Raw genomic sequence first — 15,674 nt, forward strand, 5'->3', positions numbered from 1 at the left:
GAGCTACTTCTCCGTCGCCGGACGGACGACCTTCTTGATCTTCTCCTGGCCGACCTCGCCGGCTTCGAGCGGCGCCACCGGCTCGTCCTTGACCAGGAGCTCGCCCGAGGAGGTGGTGAAGCCCTTCTTGAACTCCGTGACGGCGTCCTTGAGGCTGGTCACCGCATCGTCGGACAGCTCGTTGGTCTCGCGGATGCTGTCGAAGATGCCCTTGTGGCTGCTCTGCAGGTAGTCGAGGAACTCCTGCTCGAAGCGGCGGATGTCCTCGACCGGAACCTCGTCGAGCTCACCCGTCGTGCCCGCCCACACCGACACGACCTGACGCTCCACGGGGAACGGCGAGTACTGCGGCTGGATGAGCAGCTCGGTCAGGCGCTGACCGCGCTCCAGCTGGGCGCGGGAGGCCGCGTCCAGGTCGGAGGCGAAGGCCGCGAAGGCCTCCAGGTCGCGGTACTGCGACAGCGACAGACGCAGCGTGCCGGCCACCTTGCGCATCGCCTTGATCTGCGCCGAGCCACCGACTCGGGAGACCGAGATACCGACGTTGATGGCGGGACGGATACCGGCGTTGAAGTAGTCGGTCTCCAGGAAGCACTGGCCGTCGGTGATGGAGATGACGTTGGTCGGGATGAACGCCGACACGTCGTTGCCCTTCGTCTCGATGATCGGAAGACCGGTCATCGAGCCGCCGCCCATGTCACTGGAGAGCTTGGCGCAGCGCTCCAGCAGGCGGGAGTGGAGGTAGAAGACGTCACCGGGGAACGCCTCGCGGCCCGGCGGGCGGCGAAGCAGCAGCGAGACGGCGCGGTAGGCGTCGGCCTGCTTGGTGAGGTCGTCGAAGATGATGAGGACGTGCTTGCCCTGGTACATCCAGTGCTGGCCGATGGCCGAACCGGTGTACGGGGAGATGTACTTGTAACCAGCCGGGTCGGAGGCCGGGGCGGCGACGATCGTGGTGTACTCCAGGGCGCCGGCCTCTTCGAGACGGGAACGCACCTGGGCGATCGTCGAGCCCTTCTGGCCGACCGCGACGTAGACGCAGCGCACCTGCTTCTCGGGGTCGCCCGAGAGCCAGTTGTCGCGCTGGTTGATGATCGTGTCCACGGCGACGGCCGTCTTGCCCGTGCCACGGTCACCGATGATCAGCTGGCGCTGGCCGCGGCCGATCGGCGTCATGGCGTCGATCGCCTTGATGCCGGTCTGCAGCGGCTGCTTCACCGGCTGCCGCTGGACGACCGAGGGGGCCTGCAGTTCGAGGGCGCGCAGGCCCTCGGCCTCGATCGCGCCCTTGCCGTCGAGGGGGTTGCCGAGCGGGTCGACCACACGGCCGAGGAAGTTGTCGCCGACCGGCACGGACAGGACCTCGCCCGTCCGGCGGACCGTCTGGCCCTCCTCGATCTTGCTGAAGTCGCCCAGGACCACGACGCCGATCTCTCGGGGGTCGAGGTTCAGGGCCAGGCCGCGCGTGCCGTCCTCGAACTCGAGCAGCTCGTTCGCCATCGCCGAGGGAAGGCCGGAGACATGGGCAATGCCGTCGCCGGCGTCGACGACGGTCCCGATCTCCTCGCGCGCGGCGCCTTCCGGTTCGTACGCCTGGACGAAGCGCTCAAGCGCGTCCCGGATCTCGTCCGGCCGGATCGTAAGCTCCGCCATCTCTACTCTGTCTCCCTATTCATTCGGCGCTCACTGCGCCTCAGCCGGCCAACCGGCGGCGGACTTCTTCAATTCGTCCCACGATCGTGGTGTCGATCATCTCGTCGCCGATGCGGACCGAGAACCCACCGAGCACTCGCTTGTCCACCTCGACGTTCAGGTGCACGTCACGACCGTAGGAGGTGCGCAGCCAGTCGGCCAGTCGCTGCTTCTGCGCGTCGGACAGCTCGACCGCGCTGCGCACGACCGCCACCAGGCGCTGGCGCTGCTGGGCCACGAGCTGGCCGAACTCCTCCAAGCCCGCTTCCAGGCTACGCCCTCGCGGGTGCACCGCCAGCTGCGTGATCAGGCGCTGGCTGGTGGGGGCCACCTTGCCGCCGAGCAGGTCACTCAGCAGCTGCCGCTTGCCCTCCGCGGGCGCGGCCGCGTCGGCGAGCGCGCGTCGGAGGTCGGGGTTGGCGGCGACGATACGGCCGAAGCGGAAGAGCTCGTCCTCGACGTCGTCGAGCCTGGACTGGCCCTCCGCCTCGGCGGCGGCGGCGACGACGCCGAGCCGTTCGAGCGAGTCGGCCAGGTCACCCGCGCGCGACCACCGGACCGAGACCGCGGCCTCGGTCGTGGCGAGGGCCGCCTCGGAGACCTTGCCGCCGAGCAGGGCGCGAACGGTGCCCGCCTTCTGCTCGGCGGCCCTGGCCGGGTCGGACAGCGCGCGGCGCAGGCCGTGCTCGCGGTCGAGCAGATCCGCGACGGCGAACAACTCGTCGGAGAGCGCGCCGAGGTCGGCGCTGCCCGCGACCGCGTTGAAGCGCTCCTCGACCTCTGCCAACGAGGTCCTGCTCAGACCTCGCATTAGCGCACCGCCTGCGCGTTGCTGCTCTCAAGCTCGTCGAGGAACCTGTCCACGATCCGGCTCTGGCGGACCTCGTCCTCCAGGGACTCGCCGACGATGCGGCCGGCCAGCTCGGTGGACAGACGGCCGATCTCCGTGCGGAGCTGCGCGAACGCGGCGGCGCGGTCGGCCTCGATCTGGGCGTGCGCGGCCTCGACGAGACGACGGGCCTCGGCCTGCGCCTCCTCGCGGAGCTCCGCCTTGATCTGCGCGGCCTGCTCGCGAGCCTCTTCACGGAGCCGGCCGGCCTCGCGGCGGGCCTCCTCAAGCTGCTGCGCGTACTGCCGCTGGAGGTTCTGCGCCTCGGCCTGGGCCTCCTCAGCCCTCTTGATGCCACCCTCGATCGCGTCGGTCCGCTCGGCCAGAGTCTTCTGGATGCGCGGAACGAGAATCTTGCCGACGACGAGGAGGACGACGAGGAACGAGAAGATACCGACGACGAGCTCGAACGTGTGCGGAAGGAGCGGGTTCGCCCCTTCTTCCTGCGCGAGGAGCGTAGCTGCCTTAATCATGGGTGCAGCCTTTCGTCAGAATTCTTCTGGTCCTAGATGCCCGCGAAGATGAACGGCGCGACCAGACCGATCAGGGCGAGGGCCTCGGTGAGGACGAAGCCGAGGAGCATGTTCTGGCGGATCAGGCCGTAAGCCTCGGGCTGACGCGCGATGGCCTGCACGCCCTGACCGAAGATGATGCCGACGCCGATGCCGGGGCCGATGGCGGCGAGACCGTAACCGATGGCGGTGACGTTGCCGGAGACCTCAGCGAGAACGCTCATTGCTATTTCCTTTACTGGACGGCCGGTGAAGGGAGTCCCACCGGTCATGGATATTCCGGTATGTGGTTCTCAGTGATCCGGGTGCAGCGCGCCGCCGATGTACATCGACGCCAGCATTGCGAACAGGAAGGCCTGCAGGAACTGGATGAACATCTCGAACCCGGTCAGGATGATCGTCATGATCACGCCCACCACGCCGACGGGTGCGCCCAGGGGCGTCAGCTTCTCGAACAGGAACCAGAAGCCGACCATGCTGAAGAACGCGAGCAGCATGTGACCGGCGAACATGTTCGCGAACAGTCGGACAGCGTGCGTGAACGGCGCGATGATCATGTTCGACAGGAACTCGATCGGCGCCAGAAGGAAGTAGATCGGCTTGGGCAGGCCGGGCGGGAACATCATGTTCTTGAAGTAACCGATGCCGCCCTGGTGCTTGACGCCCAGGTAGACCTTGATCGCGTAGATCGAGAGCGCGAGCACGGCCGGGAACGCGATGTGCGAGGCGACCGGGAACTGCGCGAGCGGGATCACGCCGAGGATGTTCCAGAACAGGACCAGGAAGAAGAGCGTGACCAGCAGGCCCATCCACCGATCGGCGTCCTTGCCGAGGAACGGCCGGGCGATCTGGTCACGGACGAACATGTAGCCGTACTCGACGACGTTCTGGGTGCCCCTCGGCACGAGCTTCGGCTTGGCGAAGGCCACCCAGCACACGGCGATCACCACGAGCGCGCTGAGCATCGCCAGCAGCACCGGCTTGGTGAACCAGGTCACCCCGGGGATGATCGGCGTGAACGAATTGAACAGCTCATCGGGCGATGGCGCCCGGAAGTTGTCTTCGGGGGCGAGGACCGTCAGCGCAATCACGCGGCGTTCCCTTCAACGTCGTAGTGGATCACAAGGGTTTCCTCAGCGAGGCGATCGCTGCGTCGGGTTAGCGACCGAACTTCCGGTAGACCGCGTAGCCGCCGAGCACGACCCCAAGGACCACGCCTATGGGGAAGAACGCGGACATGTCGAGCCACCGGTCCAGCAACCACCCGAGACCGCCATAGACCGCCATCCCGGCGAGCAGATAGCTGGGGACTGACCACATGGCATCGGAGAAGTCGCGACCGTCGTGTTCCGGCCGGCGTTCCTGTGCGCTCATCGCGGCCCCGACGATAGCAGGCGAGTGGAGGACTAGTCATATCGGACCCCATCCCTTTACCTGCCTCATGAGTCGCCCTTTCCGGGGACCGAGGCTTCGGGGTCGACGTAGAGCATCTTGGTCTTCATGAACGCGCGGACCTCGAATCCGGTCCAGACGAGCGTGCATCCGACCACGGACCACGCGAAGGCCTGGGTGTTCCAGGCGGTGGTCTCACGGAAGGCGGACAGCACCACCATGATGGCGACGACTTTGACGAGGTAGCTGACCATCGCCGCGATCGCCATCATCTGCGGGGAGACGCGTGCGGCATAGGAGACCGCTACCACGCTGATGCTGAAGAAAACCCCGACGAGCAAGGTGCCGAGGGCCGCGCCGAGCGCTCCCTTGCCGCCCGCCAGGAGGAACGCCACGATGACCGCGACCACCCCGACCGCGAAGGTCGGAACAGCGGCGCTCTTGAGTACGCGCACGTCGTTGGCCTGCATCGGTGCTCCATCAGCATGTTGTCAAGCGAGCGTTTGCTACCTCCAGAACATGTGCGTCTGGAGGTCCCTGCTCGTGAAAGATATCACAAGCTCACGGAAGACCGCTTTTACCTGCCGTTTCTAGTTCCCGATCACGGACGGCTCGGAAATGCAGGAATGACCGGTTTGCCCTCGGCGCTCGCGCGTTCCTGCGCCGAAGGGCCGCCCTGCGGCGGCATCTGCCGCCTGACCTGGGTGTCCGGGCCGATCGGCGGCATCGGGCCGGTGGGCGGGCCGTCGTCGTCGGGCTGCTTGTCGCGCGTGGCGGCGTGCGCGCCGCCCCTCCCCCGCCACCGCGGCGCGGCCATCAGGACGAGCACCGCCAGCGCCAGCACGATGACCACCACGAACAGCAGCACCGGCACGCCCTCGCGGGACATCGCCACCAGGCCGAAGGCGAACAGGAACGCCCACGCGTACATGATCAGCACCGAGCGGCGGTGCGAGTGGCCGATGTCCAGCAGCCGGTGGTGCAGGTGCCCCCGGTCGGGCGCGAACGGCGACATGCCGTGGGACGTGCGCCGCACCACGGCGGTGATCAGGTCGATCAGCGGCAGGACCAGCACCGCCGCCGGCAGCATCAGCGGCAGCAGCACCGGGACCTTGTTCATGTCCTCGATGGCGGCCGGGTCGAGCGGCGTCACCGTGACGATCGAGGAGGCGAGCACCAGCCCGATCAGCATCGCCCCGGTGTCGCCCATGAAGATCTTGGCCGGATGGAAGTTGTGCGGCAGGAAGCCCAGGCACGTGCCGATGAGGACGGCCGCGATGGCCGCCGTCGTGGTGATGTTCCCCACGCTCATGCTCTGGGCCAGCAGGATCGAGTACGCCCACGTGGCCATGGCGGCGATGCACACGATGCCGGCCGCGAGCCCGTCGAGGCCGTCGACGAAGTTCACGGCGTTGATGGTGACCACCACGATCATGATGGTGATGATCGTGCTCAGCGTGTAGTCGAGGCTGGTGGAGCCGCCCCAGTCCTTCGGCAGCGGGATGTAGAGCAGCCGCAGGTCGAAGTAGACCAGCACGCCCGCCGCCGCGATCTGCCCGCCGAGCTTGATGAAGGCGTCCATGCCCCACCAGTCGTCGAGGAAGCCGGTGAGCGTGATCAGGCCGCCGGCGACGATCAACGCGGTGACGGCCTTGCCGTCGTACTCAGACAGCGCCGCGCCCGTGTGTTTCAGCTGGCTGGCGACCAGCAGGCCGACCACGAGGCCGCCGTACATGGCCAGGCCGCCGAGCCTCGGCGTCGGCGTGGTGTGCACGTCGCGCTCGCGAACCTCGGGCATGGCGCCGATGCGGATGGCGAAGCGGCGCACCAGCGGGACCAGCAGATACGTCACCGCTGCCGAGATGAGCGCCATGAACAGGTATTCGCGCACGGACCTAGTTTCCCGGATGCTCCGGCCAGCTGTGACCGGAAACCGACACAGACCAGCTTAATATTCGCTGAGATATGGCTGATGGATGGCGAGAAGCGCCGCCACTCTTTCCCTGACCTCGGGCGCTACGGCCGGGTCGCGCACGGACATCGACAGCAGACTTCCCACCTCTTCCATCTCCCGCGGGCCCATGCCCTGCGTGGTCACGCACGCCGTGCCCACCCGGATCCCGGAGGTGACGGCCGCCGGCTCCGGATCGTAGGGGATGACGTTGCGGTTGAGCGTGATGCCGGCGGCCGCGCAGCGCCGTTCGGCCTCGGCGCCCGACACGCCCAGCTCACGCAGGTCGATCAGGGCCAGGTGGGTGTCGGTGCCGCCGGTGACCGGACGCATGCCCGCCCCGTCCAGCGCGCCGGCGAGCGTGCGGGCGTTGGCGAGGACGCGGCCCGCGTACTCGGCGAACTCCGGCCGCAGCGCCTCCCCGAACGCCACCGCCTTGGCCGCCACCGCGTGCATCAGCGGCCCGCCCTGCACGAACGGGAACACCGCCCGGTCGATCTTGCCAGCCAGCTCCTCCGTGCACAGGATCGCGCCGCCGCGCGGCCCGCGCAGCACCTTGTGCGTGGTCAGCGTCACGACGTCCGCGTACGGCACCGCCGACGGGATCACCCCGCCCGCCATCAGCCCGATCGGGTGCGCCACGTCGGCCAGCAACCACGCGCCCACCTCGTCGGCGATGCCGCGGAAGACCGAGAAGTCGATCAGCCTCGGGTACGCCGTCGCGCCGCACACGATCACCTTGGGCCGGCGTCGCAGCGCCAGGTCGCGCACCTCGTCGTAGTCGATGAGCTCGGTGTCGCGCCGCACGCCGTAGGAGGCGACGTCGAACCATCGTCCCGAGAAGTTCGCCTTCGAGCCGTGCGTGAGGTGGCCGCCGTGCGGGAGCGCCATGGCGAGCATGGTGTCGCCGGGCTGGAGCAGGGCGGCGTAGGCGGCCAGGTTGGCGCTCGCGCCGGAATGCGGCTGGACGTTGGCGTGCTCGGCCCCGAACAGCCTGCGCGCCCGCTCCACCGCCAGCCGTTCGGCCCGGTCGACGACCTCGCAGCCGCCGTAGTAGCGCCTGCCGGGGTAGCCCTCGGCGTACTTGTTGGTGAGGGTGGAGCCCAGGGCGGCCATGACCGCGGGGGAGGTGAAGTTCTCGCCGGCGATCAGCTGGATGCCGGCGCGTTCGCGTTCGAGCTCGTCGAGCAGCACCTGCGCCAGCTCCGGATCCTGCCGCCGCAACCGCCCGAAGTCGGGCCCGTAGTACGGCTCCCCACCCATTTCTCCACTGTACGACCGCATGTCCGTTTTGCCCAGATAGCCGCGCTGCGAGGGCGGTCGCTTGCGAGGGCACGGAGTCCGTGCCGGTCAGGAGCCATGAGGGCGTTCACCTGCGAAGGCCAGAGGGCGGCGACCGCGAAGCTCCGAGAGCGCGAAGCGCACGGACCGCGAAGCTCAAGGAACGCGCAGTACCGGAACCGCGAAGCGCCGGGGAGGTCGGAGGTCAGGGGAAGGCGTGTGGTGCGCCGGTCTGGCTGGGGATCCACCTCGGGGTGTCGTCGGCCTGATCGCTGATCGCGGTGAGCACGGCGTGACGGTAGAGAGCCAGCTTCGACCGCCATTCCCGGATGTCCTGCACATATCGATCGCCGACCGGCGCGTCCCACGTCTGCGGGCTCTTGGCCAGCGCGTACGCCTTGTCGAGGGCCGTGCTGAGCTTCTCCAGCATGGGCATGACGGTGTTCCAGGCGGTGACGAGACGTTCGTAGTCGGGGTTGAACTCGTAGGCCAGCGGCTGGTTGTCCAGCGGGCCCGCGGCGGTGACGGGCGGCATCTCGTCCCTGCTCCTGGGCCTGGGCGCGGGCGGGTCGACGTACATCACACGCTCCTTCCCGACGTCCCGGGATCGACCTCACCCGATGGACCGTCCGGCCTGATGTCCCTGGGCGCCCAGTCACCCTCGCCGTACTCACCGGGCGGAGCCTCCACGGACGGCATGTCGAGCGGCTGAATGTCGCGGACGTCGTCGATCAAAGTCCTGATCGCCTCCGGCCCGGCCGCGGACACATCCACAGCCACCACCCCGTCCCCTTCACTCACCCACTTCCCACCGGCCCGCCCGCCGTCCAAGCCCTGCGCCCCACCATCGCCATGCCCCTCGACACCATGCCCCCCGCCGCCGTAAACAGCCGCGCCATGACGCCCTGTATCACCACCAGCCGATACGTCCCCTCCAGCAGAGACGTCCCCTCCAGCCGAGACGGCCGCCCCTCCCCCAGGCGCCGTAGGCGGAATCCGCACCCCAGCAGACCCATCACCCCGCCCCGCCGCTCCACCGTCCGCACCGGCGCGACCAGCGTCCGCCACGCCACCATCAGCACGCCCGGCATCAGCGGCGCCGCCACCGGTGCCCACATCGGCACGCCCGTTACCCGCGCCCCCATCGGCACGTCCGTTCCCCGCGCCGCCATCAGCACGCCCACCATCGCCGTACCCACCATCGCCGTACCCACCATCGCCGTACCCACCATCGCCGTACCCACCATCGCCGTACCCACCATCGCCGTACCCGCCACCGACGTCACGACCACCGTTCACGGCACCGCCATCAGCCCGACCAGCATCAACCGCACCACCACCGGTCCCCACGCCGCCACGCCCGCCGTCCGCGCGCCCACCGTCGGTGTTGCCGCCGGTGCCGCTGCCGGCGTCGCGGCTGCCGTTGGCGGTGTCCGCGTCGGTGCGGGTGCCGTTCGTGGCCTTGTCGTCGGCGCAGGCGGTGCCGTCAGTGCGGCCGGTGTCCGTGGTGCCGCCGTCGGAGCGGCCGGTGTCGCTGTTCGCGCCGCCGCTGGGGCCGTCGGCCCGGCCTGTGCCGGTGTCCGTGTGGCCATGTGCGCCGTCGGCCCGGCCGGTGTCGCCGATGGGCTGGGTGCCGGTGCCTGTGGTGGCGTCGGGGCGGGTCGGGGTGGAGGAGGCGCCGTCGGCGTGGGTGCCGTGGGTGTTGCCCGCCTCCCTTGGGGTGCCCTGGTGGGCGCCTGTGTCCCCGGTGGGGCCGCCGTAGGTGTCTCCGGTGGTGCCGGAGTGGGTGGCGGCATCGCCTTGGGTGCCGTTGTGGGAGGTCGTGTCGCCTGCGGTGCCGAAGTGGGCGCCCGTGCCTTCTGACGTGCCATAGGGGTGACCGGCGGCCGTTGCAGCGCCGTAGGGGTGGCCGGTCGCGGTTGCGGTGCCGTACGGGTGACCGGTGGCGGTTGCGGTGCCGGGGTGGTGGCCGGGGGTGTTGCCTGCGGTGGTCGTCGAGGGGTCGGTGCCGCCCTCTCCTGTCGGCACCGACAGCCCTTCGCCTCCGCCCGCCGTCGCCGCACCGCCGTCGGCGTGCACGGTCGGCATGTCGGCGGGCTGCACGTTGTCGACGTTCTTGAGCAGGGACTCCAGTTGTTCGGCCGTGGGCGGGTCGATGGGGACCTGGAGCACCTTCACGCCGTCGACCACCACGACCTGGGGCTTGTGCGGGTCGTCCGGCTGATCCTTCGCGGGGACATTGGTCGTGCCGGTGTCGGCCTCCGCTCCCCGGTCGCGTCTGCTGTCCTGGTCGGGGGCCTTGGGGTCGTCGGCGGCCGGGGTGTCGCCGGTGCTGCCGTCGCTGCGGCCGTCTGTGCGGTCACCGGTCCGGTCGTCGGTCCTGGTGTCGTTTCCGCTGGTCCCGGTGTCCTTGTCGGCGCCGTCGCACGCCTTCCCGTCGCCGTCGGCCTTGGCACCGTCGTCACCGGTCTTACCGTCGTCACCGGTCTTGCTGTCGGGGTCCTTAGGCGTCGGCGGGTCCGTCGGCTTGGGGTCGTGGTCTTTCGACGCAGGCGGGTCCGTGGGCTTGGTATCGGGGGTTTTCGGGGGTGGGTCGGTGGGTTTCGGGTCGTGGTCCTTCGGGGTGGAGGGGTGGGTGGGCTTCGGGTCGGCGGGGTGGGCGGGGTCGGTGTGCTTGGGCGGGGTGTCGGCGCGGGGGTTGCCGTACTTGTCGTCGCGGCTGCCCGGCGACTCCTTGGGCTCGTCGGCCGTGCCGCCGCCGCCCGTCTTCGACGTGTCGCCCAGCTTCCCGTCGGCGCGCTTCTCCAGGACGGCCAGCCGCGCGTTGACGTCCTTGACCATGTGATCGGCGGAGTCGGCCACCTGGACCGGACGGTGGGTGCTCCGCGCGGACAGCCCGGCACGGCTCAGCACCGCCCTGACCTGGTCCTCGGCCGTGCGCAGCGCCGAGGACGCGTGCTTGACCTCGGTCAGCAGGTCACGGACCAGCTGCGGATCCATGCCGTCGAACTTGCCCATGGGCCACTCCCGGACGTGTCGCCGTTCCGGGACTCACGGTAATCGCGGCCGTGGCGTCGCCGCAGCCGGGATGCAAAGACGGTATACGTCAGTCGTCGGTGGCGACGTAGCCGATGATGCCGCGCAGCTTCTCGACGGGGATCGCGCCGCGGCGCAACATCCGGGGCACCGCCGTGGTGAGGTCGAGGATGGTCGAGGGCGTGTTGTCGGTGGTCTTGCCGCCGTCGAGGTAGACCGCGACCGAGTCGCCGAGCTGCTCCTCGGCCTCCTCCGCCGTCGTCGCCGCGGGGGCGCCGGAGCGGTTGGCGCTGGAGACGGCCATCGGGCCGGTCTCCTTGAGCAGGTCGAGGGCGACCGGGTGGAGCGGCATGCGGACGGCGACCGTGCCCTTGGTGTCGCCCAGGTCCCAGGAAAGGGCCCTGTTGGCCCTGCAGACCAGCGTGAGCGGCCCGGGCCAGAAGGCGTCGATGAGATCCTGCCCGTAGGGCCCGAGGTCGTCCACGAGCGCTGTGGCGGCTCTGACGGTGCCCACGAGCACGGGCGGCGGCATGTCGCGGCCGCGCCCCTTGGCGTCGAGCAGCGCGGTGACGGCCGGCGGCATGAACGCGTCGGCGCCGATGCCGTAGACGGTGTCGGTCGGCAGCACGACCAGCTCGCCGCGGCGCACGGCGGTGGCGGCCTCGATCAGGCCCTCGGCGCGCTGGTCGAGGTCGGAGCAGTCAAAGCGTCTTCCCACGGCGTGCATCCTAGTCCTGGCCGAGTCTGGCCGTGACGAAGCGGTCCCTTCGGGTGAGGTCCTGGCGCAGGCGGACGTCGCGCCAGCCGTTGTCCTCCGGGAAGGTCAGATAGACGGCCCTGCCCTGCTCGTCGGCGTGTTCGACGGCCACCCAGCCGCCGGGACGCAGCAGGCGGCGGGCGGTGCGTTCGACCGCGCGCACCTCGCCGAGGCCGTCGTCGCCGGAGCCGTAGAGGGCCCGGGAGGGGTCGTAGTCGCGGACCTCGGGGTCGCGCGGGATGGCGCCGGGCGGGATGTACGGCGGGTTGGAGATCACCAGGTCGACCTTGCCGTTGAGCTCGGGAAGGGCTTCGGCGAGGTCTTCCGGGTGCAGGTGCGTACGCCCCTGGCCCAGCTCGGAGATGTTGCGCTTGGCCCAGGTGTAGGCCGCGGGGTCGACCTCGACGGCGTGCACCTCGGCGAGCGCGACCTCCTGGGCGATCGACAGCGCGATGGCCCCCGAGCCGGTGCCGAGGTCGACGACGAGGGGCGCCGTCACGTCCATGGCGCGCAGGGTCTCGATCGCCCACCCGGCCATGACCTCGGTCTCCGGCCGCGGCACGAACACGCCGGGGCCGACCGCGAGCTCCAGGTAGCGGAAGTAGGCGTGGCCGGTGATGTGCTGCAGCGGCTCACGCGCCTCGCGCCGGGCGATGCCCTCCCAGAACAGCGCGTCGAAGTCGGAGTCCTTGACCGTGTGGAGCTCGCTCCTGCGCACGCCGTGGACGAACGCCGCGATCTCCTCCGCGTCGGTGCGCGGCGAAGGCACACCTGCCTCGGCGAGCCGAGCGGTGGCCAGAGCGATCTCGTCCAGCAGAAATGTCATGAGTGTTGTGCGAGCTTCTCCGCCATCTCGGCGTCGATGAGTGCCTGGGTGACGGCGTTGAGCTCGCCGTCGAGAACCTGGTCGAGGTTATACGCCTTGAAGCCTACGCGGTGGTCGGAAATCCGGTTCTCGGGAAAGTTGTACGTGCGGATGCGCTCGGAACGGTCGACCGTGCGGACCTGCGACTTGCGCTCGGCCTGCGCCGCGGCGTCGGCCTGCTCCTGTGCCACGGCCAGCAGGCGGGCACGCAGGATGCGCATCGCCGACTCCTTGTTCTGGAGCTGGCTCTTCTCGTTCTGGCAGGAGACGACCACGCCCGTGGGCAGGTGGGTGATGCGCACGGCCGAGTCGGTCGTGTTGACGCTCTGGCCACCGGGACCGCTGGAGCGGTAGACGTCGATACGCAGGTCGTTGGGGTCGATCTGGACGTCGACCTCCTCCGCCTCCGGGTAGACCAGCACGCCCGCGGCGCTGGTGTGGATGCGGCCCTGGGACTCGGTGACGGGCACCCGCTGCACGCGGTGGACGCCGCCCTCGAACTTGAGCCTGGACCACACGCCCTCGTCGCCCTTGGCCTTGATGCCGACCGTGACGTCTTTGTAGCCGCCGAGGTCGGAGGGCTGGGTGTCGATGATCTCGGTCTTCCAGCCGAGGCGCTCGGCGTAGCGCAGGTACATCCGCAGCAGGTCGCCGGCGAACAGCGCGGACTCCTCGCCGCCCTCGCCCGCCTTGATCTCCATGATGATGTCTTTGTCATCGTTGGGGTCGCGCGGGATGAGCAGGTGCTTGAGCTTCTCCTCAAGCTGCGGGATGCGCTCCTCGATCTCGGCCGCCTCGGCCGCGAACCCCTCGTCCTCGCCGGCCAGTTCCTTGGCCGCCGTCAGGTCCTCGCGGGCCGTGTCGAGCTCCCGGTAGGTGCTGACGATCGGGGTGAGCTGGCTGTAGCGCCGGCCGAGTGTGCGGGCCTTGTTCTGGTCGGCGTGCACGGCGGGGTCGGCAAGCTGCAGCTCCAGCTCGGAATACTCCTTGAGCAACTCGTCGAGGTTCACCGTGGGTCCTTCAGTGGTTTGAATGCCGTTTCACCAACAACGCCGACCCGGCGCACGTGGTGCGGCCGGGTCGGCGTCGGTGAAGCTACTTGCCCGTGGCCTTCTTGCCGAAGCGCTTCTCGAAGCGAGCCACCCGGCCGCCGGTGTCGAGGATCTTCTGCTTGCCCGTGTAGAACGGGTGGCAGGCCGAGCACACGTCGGCGTGGATGACGCCGTTCTTCGCGGTGCTGCGGGTCGTGAACGTGTTGCCGCAGGAGCAGGAGACCTGCGTCACGTGGTAATCGGGGTGGATGTCGGGCTTCATGGCTGTCCTTTCGGGCTGCGGCCGCCGGGTCGCCTTCACGCATGGCGTGAACCGGAACCGCAAAATGGTCAGCTACCAGTGTGCCAGATCGTGCAACCTGCCCAGGCCATGGGGCATTCCCGCGATCTTCATGACGCGGCCGCACGCGCCACACTAGGCTCCCTCGCACAAACCATCACTTTTCCCACAAATGGGACTTAGCCAAAGGATCATCCAACTGATGAAGAGAAGGGTGCGGCTGCTCCTCGCGGCCGCCACGGGGGCCGCCGTTCTCCTCGGAGGCGCCGGTCTCTCGGCCACCGGCGCGTCGGCCTCGGCGTACGCGCTGGCGGACGACTTCGCGGGCGACGCGTCGGCGAGCGCGTACGTCCCGCTGGAGAAGGACGTCGACGCCACCGTCACGCTCAAGCTCAAGAACCCGGACACCGTCACCGGCGTGACCGGGTCCATCGAGCCGCCCGGCAAGTCGGCCAAGACGGTGTCGTTCGACTTCACGCCGAGCACCTCCACCTCCACCTCCACCCCGACCGCCACCCCGTCGCCGGCTCCCGACAAGACGATCACCGGCAAGTGGACGATCACCAAGGACGACCCGGCGGGCGACTGGAAGCTCACCGTCAACGTCGCCCGCGCGGGCGGGGGAAGCAGCCCGAGCACCTTCACCGTCAAGGTCTCCGGCAAGCAGGGCATCTCCGGCGCGAACGTCACCCCCGACCCCGTCCAGCTCGTCAAGGGCAGGGACACCAAGGTCACGGTCGAGGCGACGGTGAAGGACGCGGGCACGGTCTCGGCCAAGCTCGTCAGCGACACCACCAGCGAGTACTACGACCTCGGTGAGCTGGCCAAGGAGTCGGACAGCTACTACCGCGGCGTCACGTACTTCACCGACGACACCACCGAGGGCGCCTGGACCCTGGAGGTGTACGCCACCCGCAGCGGCCAGACGCTCAAGGGCGAGGCGTCCTTCTCGGTCGTCGCCCCCACCGGCGGCGCGTCCAAGAAGGCCAAGACCAGGGTGACGATCTCGGCCCCGAACAAGGTCACCAAGGGCCGCGCGTTCAAGGTCTACGGCAAGGTCTACCGCGGCGCCAAGGCGTACAAGAACAAGGTCGTCGAGGTGTACTTCAAGGCCAAGGGCACCAAGACGTACAAGTTCATGGGGTACGCCAAGGCCACCTCGACCGGCAAGTACAGCAAGACCTTCAAGGCCAAGAAGGACGGCTACTTCCAGGTCAAGGTGCCCGGCACGAGCAAGACGCGCACCTCCCTGTCGCCGCAGGAGTTCGTGGACGTGAGGTAGCGGGTACGGCCCGCATCCCCAACCCCGGGTGCAGGCCGTATCAGCGACCCAGATACGTCAAAACGGCGAGAACCCGCCGATGGTCCTCGGGCGCGGGCCCGAGGGCCAGCTTGGCGAAGATGCCGGACACGTGTTTCTCCACCGCCCCTTCGGTGACGACCAGCCTGGAGGCGATCGCGGTGTTGGAGCGGCCCTCGGCCATCAGCGCCAGGACCTCGCGCTCCCGGGGGGAGAGCAGGTCGAGCGGCGCACCCCTGCGCCTGCGGCTGAGCAGTTGCACGACGACCTCCGGATCGATCACCGTGCCGCCCGCCGCCACCTCGCGCACCGCCTCCATGAACTCGGCCACGTCGGCCACCCGCTCCTTCAGCAGGTAGCCGACGGCCTTGCCGATCAGCTCGCCCGCGTAGCGCTCCTCGACGTACTGGGACAGGACCAGGATCGGGAAGTCGGGCCTGGCCTCGCGGACCCTCAGCGCCGCCTTCAGCCCCTCGTCGGTGTGGGTGGGCGGCATGCGCACGTCGACGATCGCCAGGTCGGGCTCGTGTTCCTGGACGGCGGCCACCAGCGCGGGCCCGTCGGAGACCGCCGCGACGGTCTCGAAACCGCCGTCGGCGAGCAACCGCGCCAGCCCCTCGCGCAACAGTACGGAATCCTCGGCGATGACCACGCGCATGTGCACATG

The 15,674-nt window shown here is 69.3% G+C and carries 17 protein-coding genes; 1 reads left to right on the top strand and 16 read right to left on the bottom strand.

Annotated elements, in window-relative coordinates; translation table 11 throughout:
* Window positions 1-3: 3 nt before the first annotated feature.
* The 15 genes from atpA to rpmE form a co-directional block, all read right to left on the bottom strand.
* Window positions 4-1,653 (bottom strand): F0F1 ATP synthase subunit alpha, encoded by a 1,650-nt coding sequence (gene atpA / locus ACWCSD_RS06080; RefSeq protein ID WP_397162461.1) that lies wholly within the window; start codon window positions 1,651-1,653, stop codon window positions 4-6.
* A 40-nt stretch (window positions 1,654-1,693) separates the two neighbouring features.
* Window positions 1,694-2,503, bottom strand: a complete 810-nt coding sequence (locus tag ACWCSD_RS06085) for a F0F1 ATP synthase subunit delta (RefSeq protein ID WP_397162460.1) — start codon at window positions 2,501-2,503, stop codon at window positions 1,694-1,696.
* Window positions 2,503-3,054 (bottom strand): F0F1 ATP synthase subunit B, encoded by a 552-nt coding sequence (locus ACWCSD_RS06090; protein WP_352320415.1) that lies wholly within the window; start codon window positions 3,052-3,054, stop codon window positions 2,503-2,505. Before ACWCSD_RS06090 ends, ACWCSD_RS06085 begins: the two co-directional genes overlap by 1 nt.
* A 32-nt stretch (window positions 3,055-3,086) precedes the next feature.
* Window positions 3,087-3,317 (bottom strand): ATP synthase F0 subunit C, encoded by a 231-nt coding sequence (atpE, locus tag ACWCSD_RS06095; protein ID WP_188190622.1) that lies wholly within the window; start codon window positions 3,315-3,317, stop codon window positions 3,087-3,089.
* 69 nt (window positions 3,318-3,386) lie between these two features.
* Window positions 3,387-4,184, bottom strand: coding sequence for a F0F1 ATP synthase subunit A (atpB, locus tag ACWCSD_RS06100; protein WP_352350001.1), 798 nt, complete (start codon window positions 4,182-4,184; stop codon window positions 3,387-3,389).
* A 67-nt stretch (window positions 4,185-4,251) separates the two neighbouring features.
* On the bottom strand, window positions 4,252-4,467 hold the full coding sequence (locus tag ACWCSD_RS06105) for an AtpZ/AtpI family protein (protein ID WP_229824207.1): 216 nt from the start codon (window positions 4,465-4,467) through the stop codon (window positions 4,252-4,254).
* A 65-nt stretch (window positions 4,468-4,532) separates the two neighbouring features.
* Complete coding sequence (locus ACWCSD_RS06110; RefSeq protein ID WP_352349999.1) at window positions 4,533-4,955, bottom strand: hypothetical protein; 423 nt, start codon at window positions 4,953-4,955, stop codon at window positions 4,533-4,535.
* 131 nt (window positions 4,956-5,086) lie between these two features.
* Window positions 5,087-6,376 carry a glycosyltransferase family 4 protein gene (locus tag ACWCSD_RS06115; protein WP_358283433.1) on the bottom strand — a complete coding sequence of 430 codons (1,290 nt, stop codon included), beginning with the start codon at window positions 6,374-6,376 and terminating at the stop codon, window positions 5,087-5,089.
* A 57-nt stretch (window positions 6,377-6,433) separates the two neighbouring features.
* Entirely contained in the window at window positions 6,434-7,699 is a 1,266-nt protein-coding gene (locus ACWCSD_RS06120; RefSeq protein ID WP_449913329.1) for a serine hydroxymethyltransferase, read from the bottom strand.
* A gap of 223 nt (window positions 7,700-7,922) precedes the next feature.
* A complete protein-coding gene (locus ACWCSD_RS06125; RefSeq protein ID WP_352349993.1) occupies window positions 7,923-8,297 on the bottom strand; it encodes a hypothetical protein in 375 nt (124 codons plus the stop codon).
* Complete coding sequence (locus ACWCSD_RS06130) at window positions 8,297-10,735, bottom strand: hypothetical protein (protein WP_449913330.1); 2,439 nt, start codon at window positions 10,733-10,735, stop codon at window positions 8,297-8,299. The genes ACWCSD_RS06125 and ACWCSD_RS06130 overlap by 1 nt, the downstream gene beginning before the upstream one ends.
* Before the next feature lie 88 nt (window positions 10,736-10,823).
* A complete protein-coding gene (locus tag ACWCSD_RS06135; RefSeq protein WP_364324825.1) occupies window positions 10,824-11,471 on the bottom strand; it encodes an L-threonylcarbamoyladenylate synthase in 648 nt (215 codons plus the stop codon).
* Between the two features lie 10 nt (window positions 11,472-11,481).
* Window positions 11,482-12,336 (bottom strand): peptide chain release factor N(5)-glutamine methyltransferase, encoded by an 855-nt coding sequence (gene prmC, locus ACWCSD_RS06140; protein WP_352320399.1) that lies wholly within the window; start codon window positions 12,334-12,336, stop codon window positions 11,482-11,484.
* The gene (gene prfA, locus ACWCSD_RS06145) at window positions 12,333-13,385 is read right to left on the bottom strand and encodes a peptide chain release factor 1 (protein ID WP_358283426.1); all 1,053 of its coding nucleotides are present in this window, start codon (window positions 13,383-13,385) and stop codon (window positions 12,333-12,335) included. The genes prmC and prfA overlap by 4 nt, the downstream gene beginning before the upstream one ends.
* A gap of 85 nt (window positions 13,386-13,470) precedes the next feature.
* Complete coding sequence (gene rpmE, locus ACWCSD_RS06150; RefSeq protein ID WP_352320396.1) at window positions 13,471-13,689, bottom strand: 50S ribosomal protein L31; 219 nt, start codon at window positions 13,687-13,689, stop codon at window positions 13,471-13,473.
* A 220-nt stretch (window positions 13,690-13,909) separates the two neighbouring features.
* Here rpmE and ACWCSD_RS06155 point away from each other — a divergent pair, with 220 nt between their 5' ends.
* Window positions 13,910-14,989 carry a hypothetical protein gene (locus ACWCSD_RS06155; protein ID WP_449913332.1) on the top strand — a complete coding sequence of 360 codons (1,080 nt, stop codon included), beginning with the start codon at window positions 13,910-13,912 and terminating at the stop codon, window positions 14,987-14,989.
* A gap of 40 nt (window positions 14,990-15,029) precedes the next feature.
* Here ACWCSD_RS06155 and ACWCSD_RS06160 read toward each other — a convergent pair whose 3' ends face one another.
* The gene (locus ACWCSD_RS06160) at window positions 15,030-15,665 is read right to left on the bottom strand and encodes a response regulator transcription factor (RefSeq protein ID WP_358283423.1); all 636 of its coding nucleotides are present in this window, start codon (window positions 15,663-15,665) and stop codon (window positions 15,030-15,032) included.
* Window positions 15,666-15,674 lie beyond the last annotated feature (9 nt).

The sequence above is a fragment of the Nonomuraea sp. NPDC001684 genome, assembly GCF_053596515.1.

Bases quoted from the DNA above. Each gene is read 5' to 3' on its own strand.
- atpA (WP_397162461.1), bottom strand. From the start codon at position 1,653: ATGGCGGAGCTTACGATCCGGCCGGACGAGATCCGGGACGCGCTTGAG.
- ACWCSD_RS06085 (WP_397162460.1), bottom strand. From the start codon at position 2,503: ATGCGAGGTCTGAGCAGGACCTCGTTGGCAGAGGTCGAGGAGCGCTTC.
- ACWCSD_RS06090 (WP_352320415.1), bottom strand. From the start codon at position 3,054: ATGATTAAGGCAGCTACGCTCCTCGCGCAGGAAGAAGGGGCGAACCCG.
- atpE (WP_188190622.1), bottom strand. From the start codon at position 3,317: ATGAGCGTTCTCGCTGAGGTCTCCGGCAACGTCACCGCCATCGGTTAC.
- ACWCSD_RS06105 (WP_229824207.1), bottom strand. From the start codon at position 4,467: ATGAGCGCACAGGAACGCCGGCCGGAACACGACGGTCGCGACTTCTCC.
- ACWCSD_RS06110 (WP_352349999.1), bottom strand. From the start codon at position 4,955: ATGCAGGCCAACGACGTGCGCGTACTCAAGAGCGCCGCTGTTCCGACC.
- ACWCSD_RS06120 (WP_449913329.1), bottom strand. From the start codon at position 7,699: ATGGGTGGGGAGCCGTACTACGGGCCCGACTTCGGGCGGTTGCGGCGG.
- ACWCSD_RS06125 (WP_352349993.1), bottom strand. From the start codon at position 8,297: ATGTACGTCGACCCGCCCGCGCCCAGGCCCAGGAGCAGGGACGAGATG.
- ACWCSD_RS06130 (WP_449913330.1), bottom strand. From the start codon at position 10,735: ATGGGCAAGTTCGACGGCATGGATCCGCAGCTGGTCCGTGACCTGCTG.
- prmC (WP_352320399.1), bottom strand. From the start codon at position 12,336: ATGACATTTCTGCTGGACGAGATCGCTCTGGCCACCGCTCGGCTCGCC.
- rpmE (WP_352320396.1), bottom strand. From the start codon at position 13,689: ATGAAGCCCGACATCCACCCCGATTACCACGTGACGCAGGTCTCCTGC.
- ACWCSD_RS06155 (WP_449913332.1), top strand. From the start codon at position 13,910: ATGAAGAGAAGGGTGCGGCTGCTCCTCGCGGCCGCCACGGGGGCCGCC.
- ACWCSD_RS06160 (WP_358283423.1), bottom strand. From the start codon at position 15,665: ATGCGCGTGGTCATCGCCGAGGATTCCGTACTGTTGCGCGAGGGGCTG.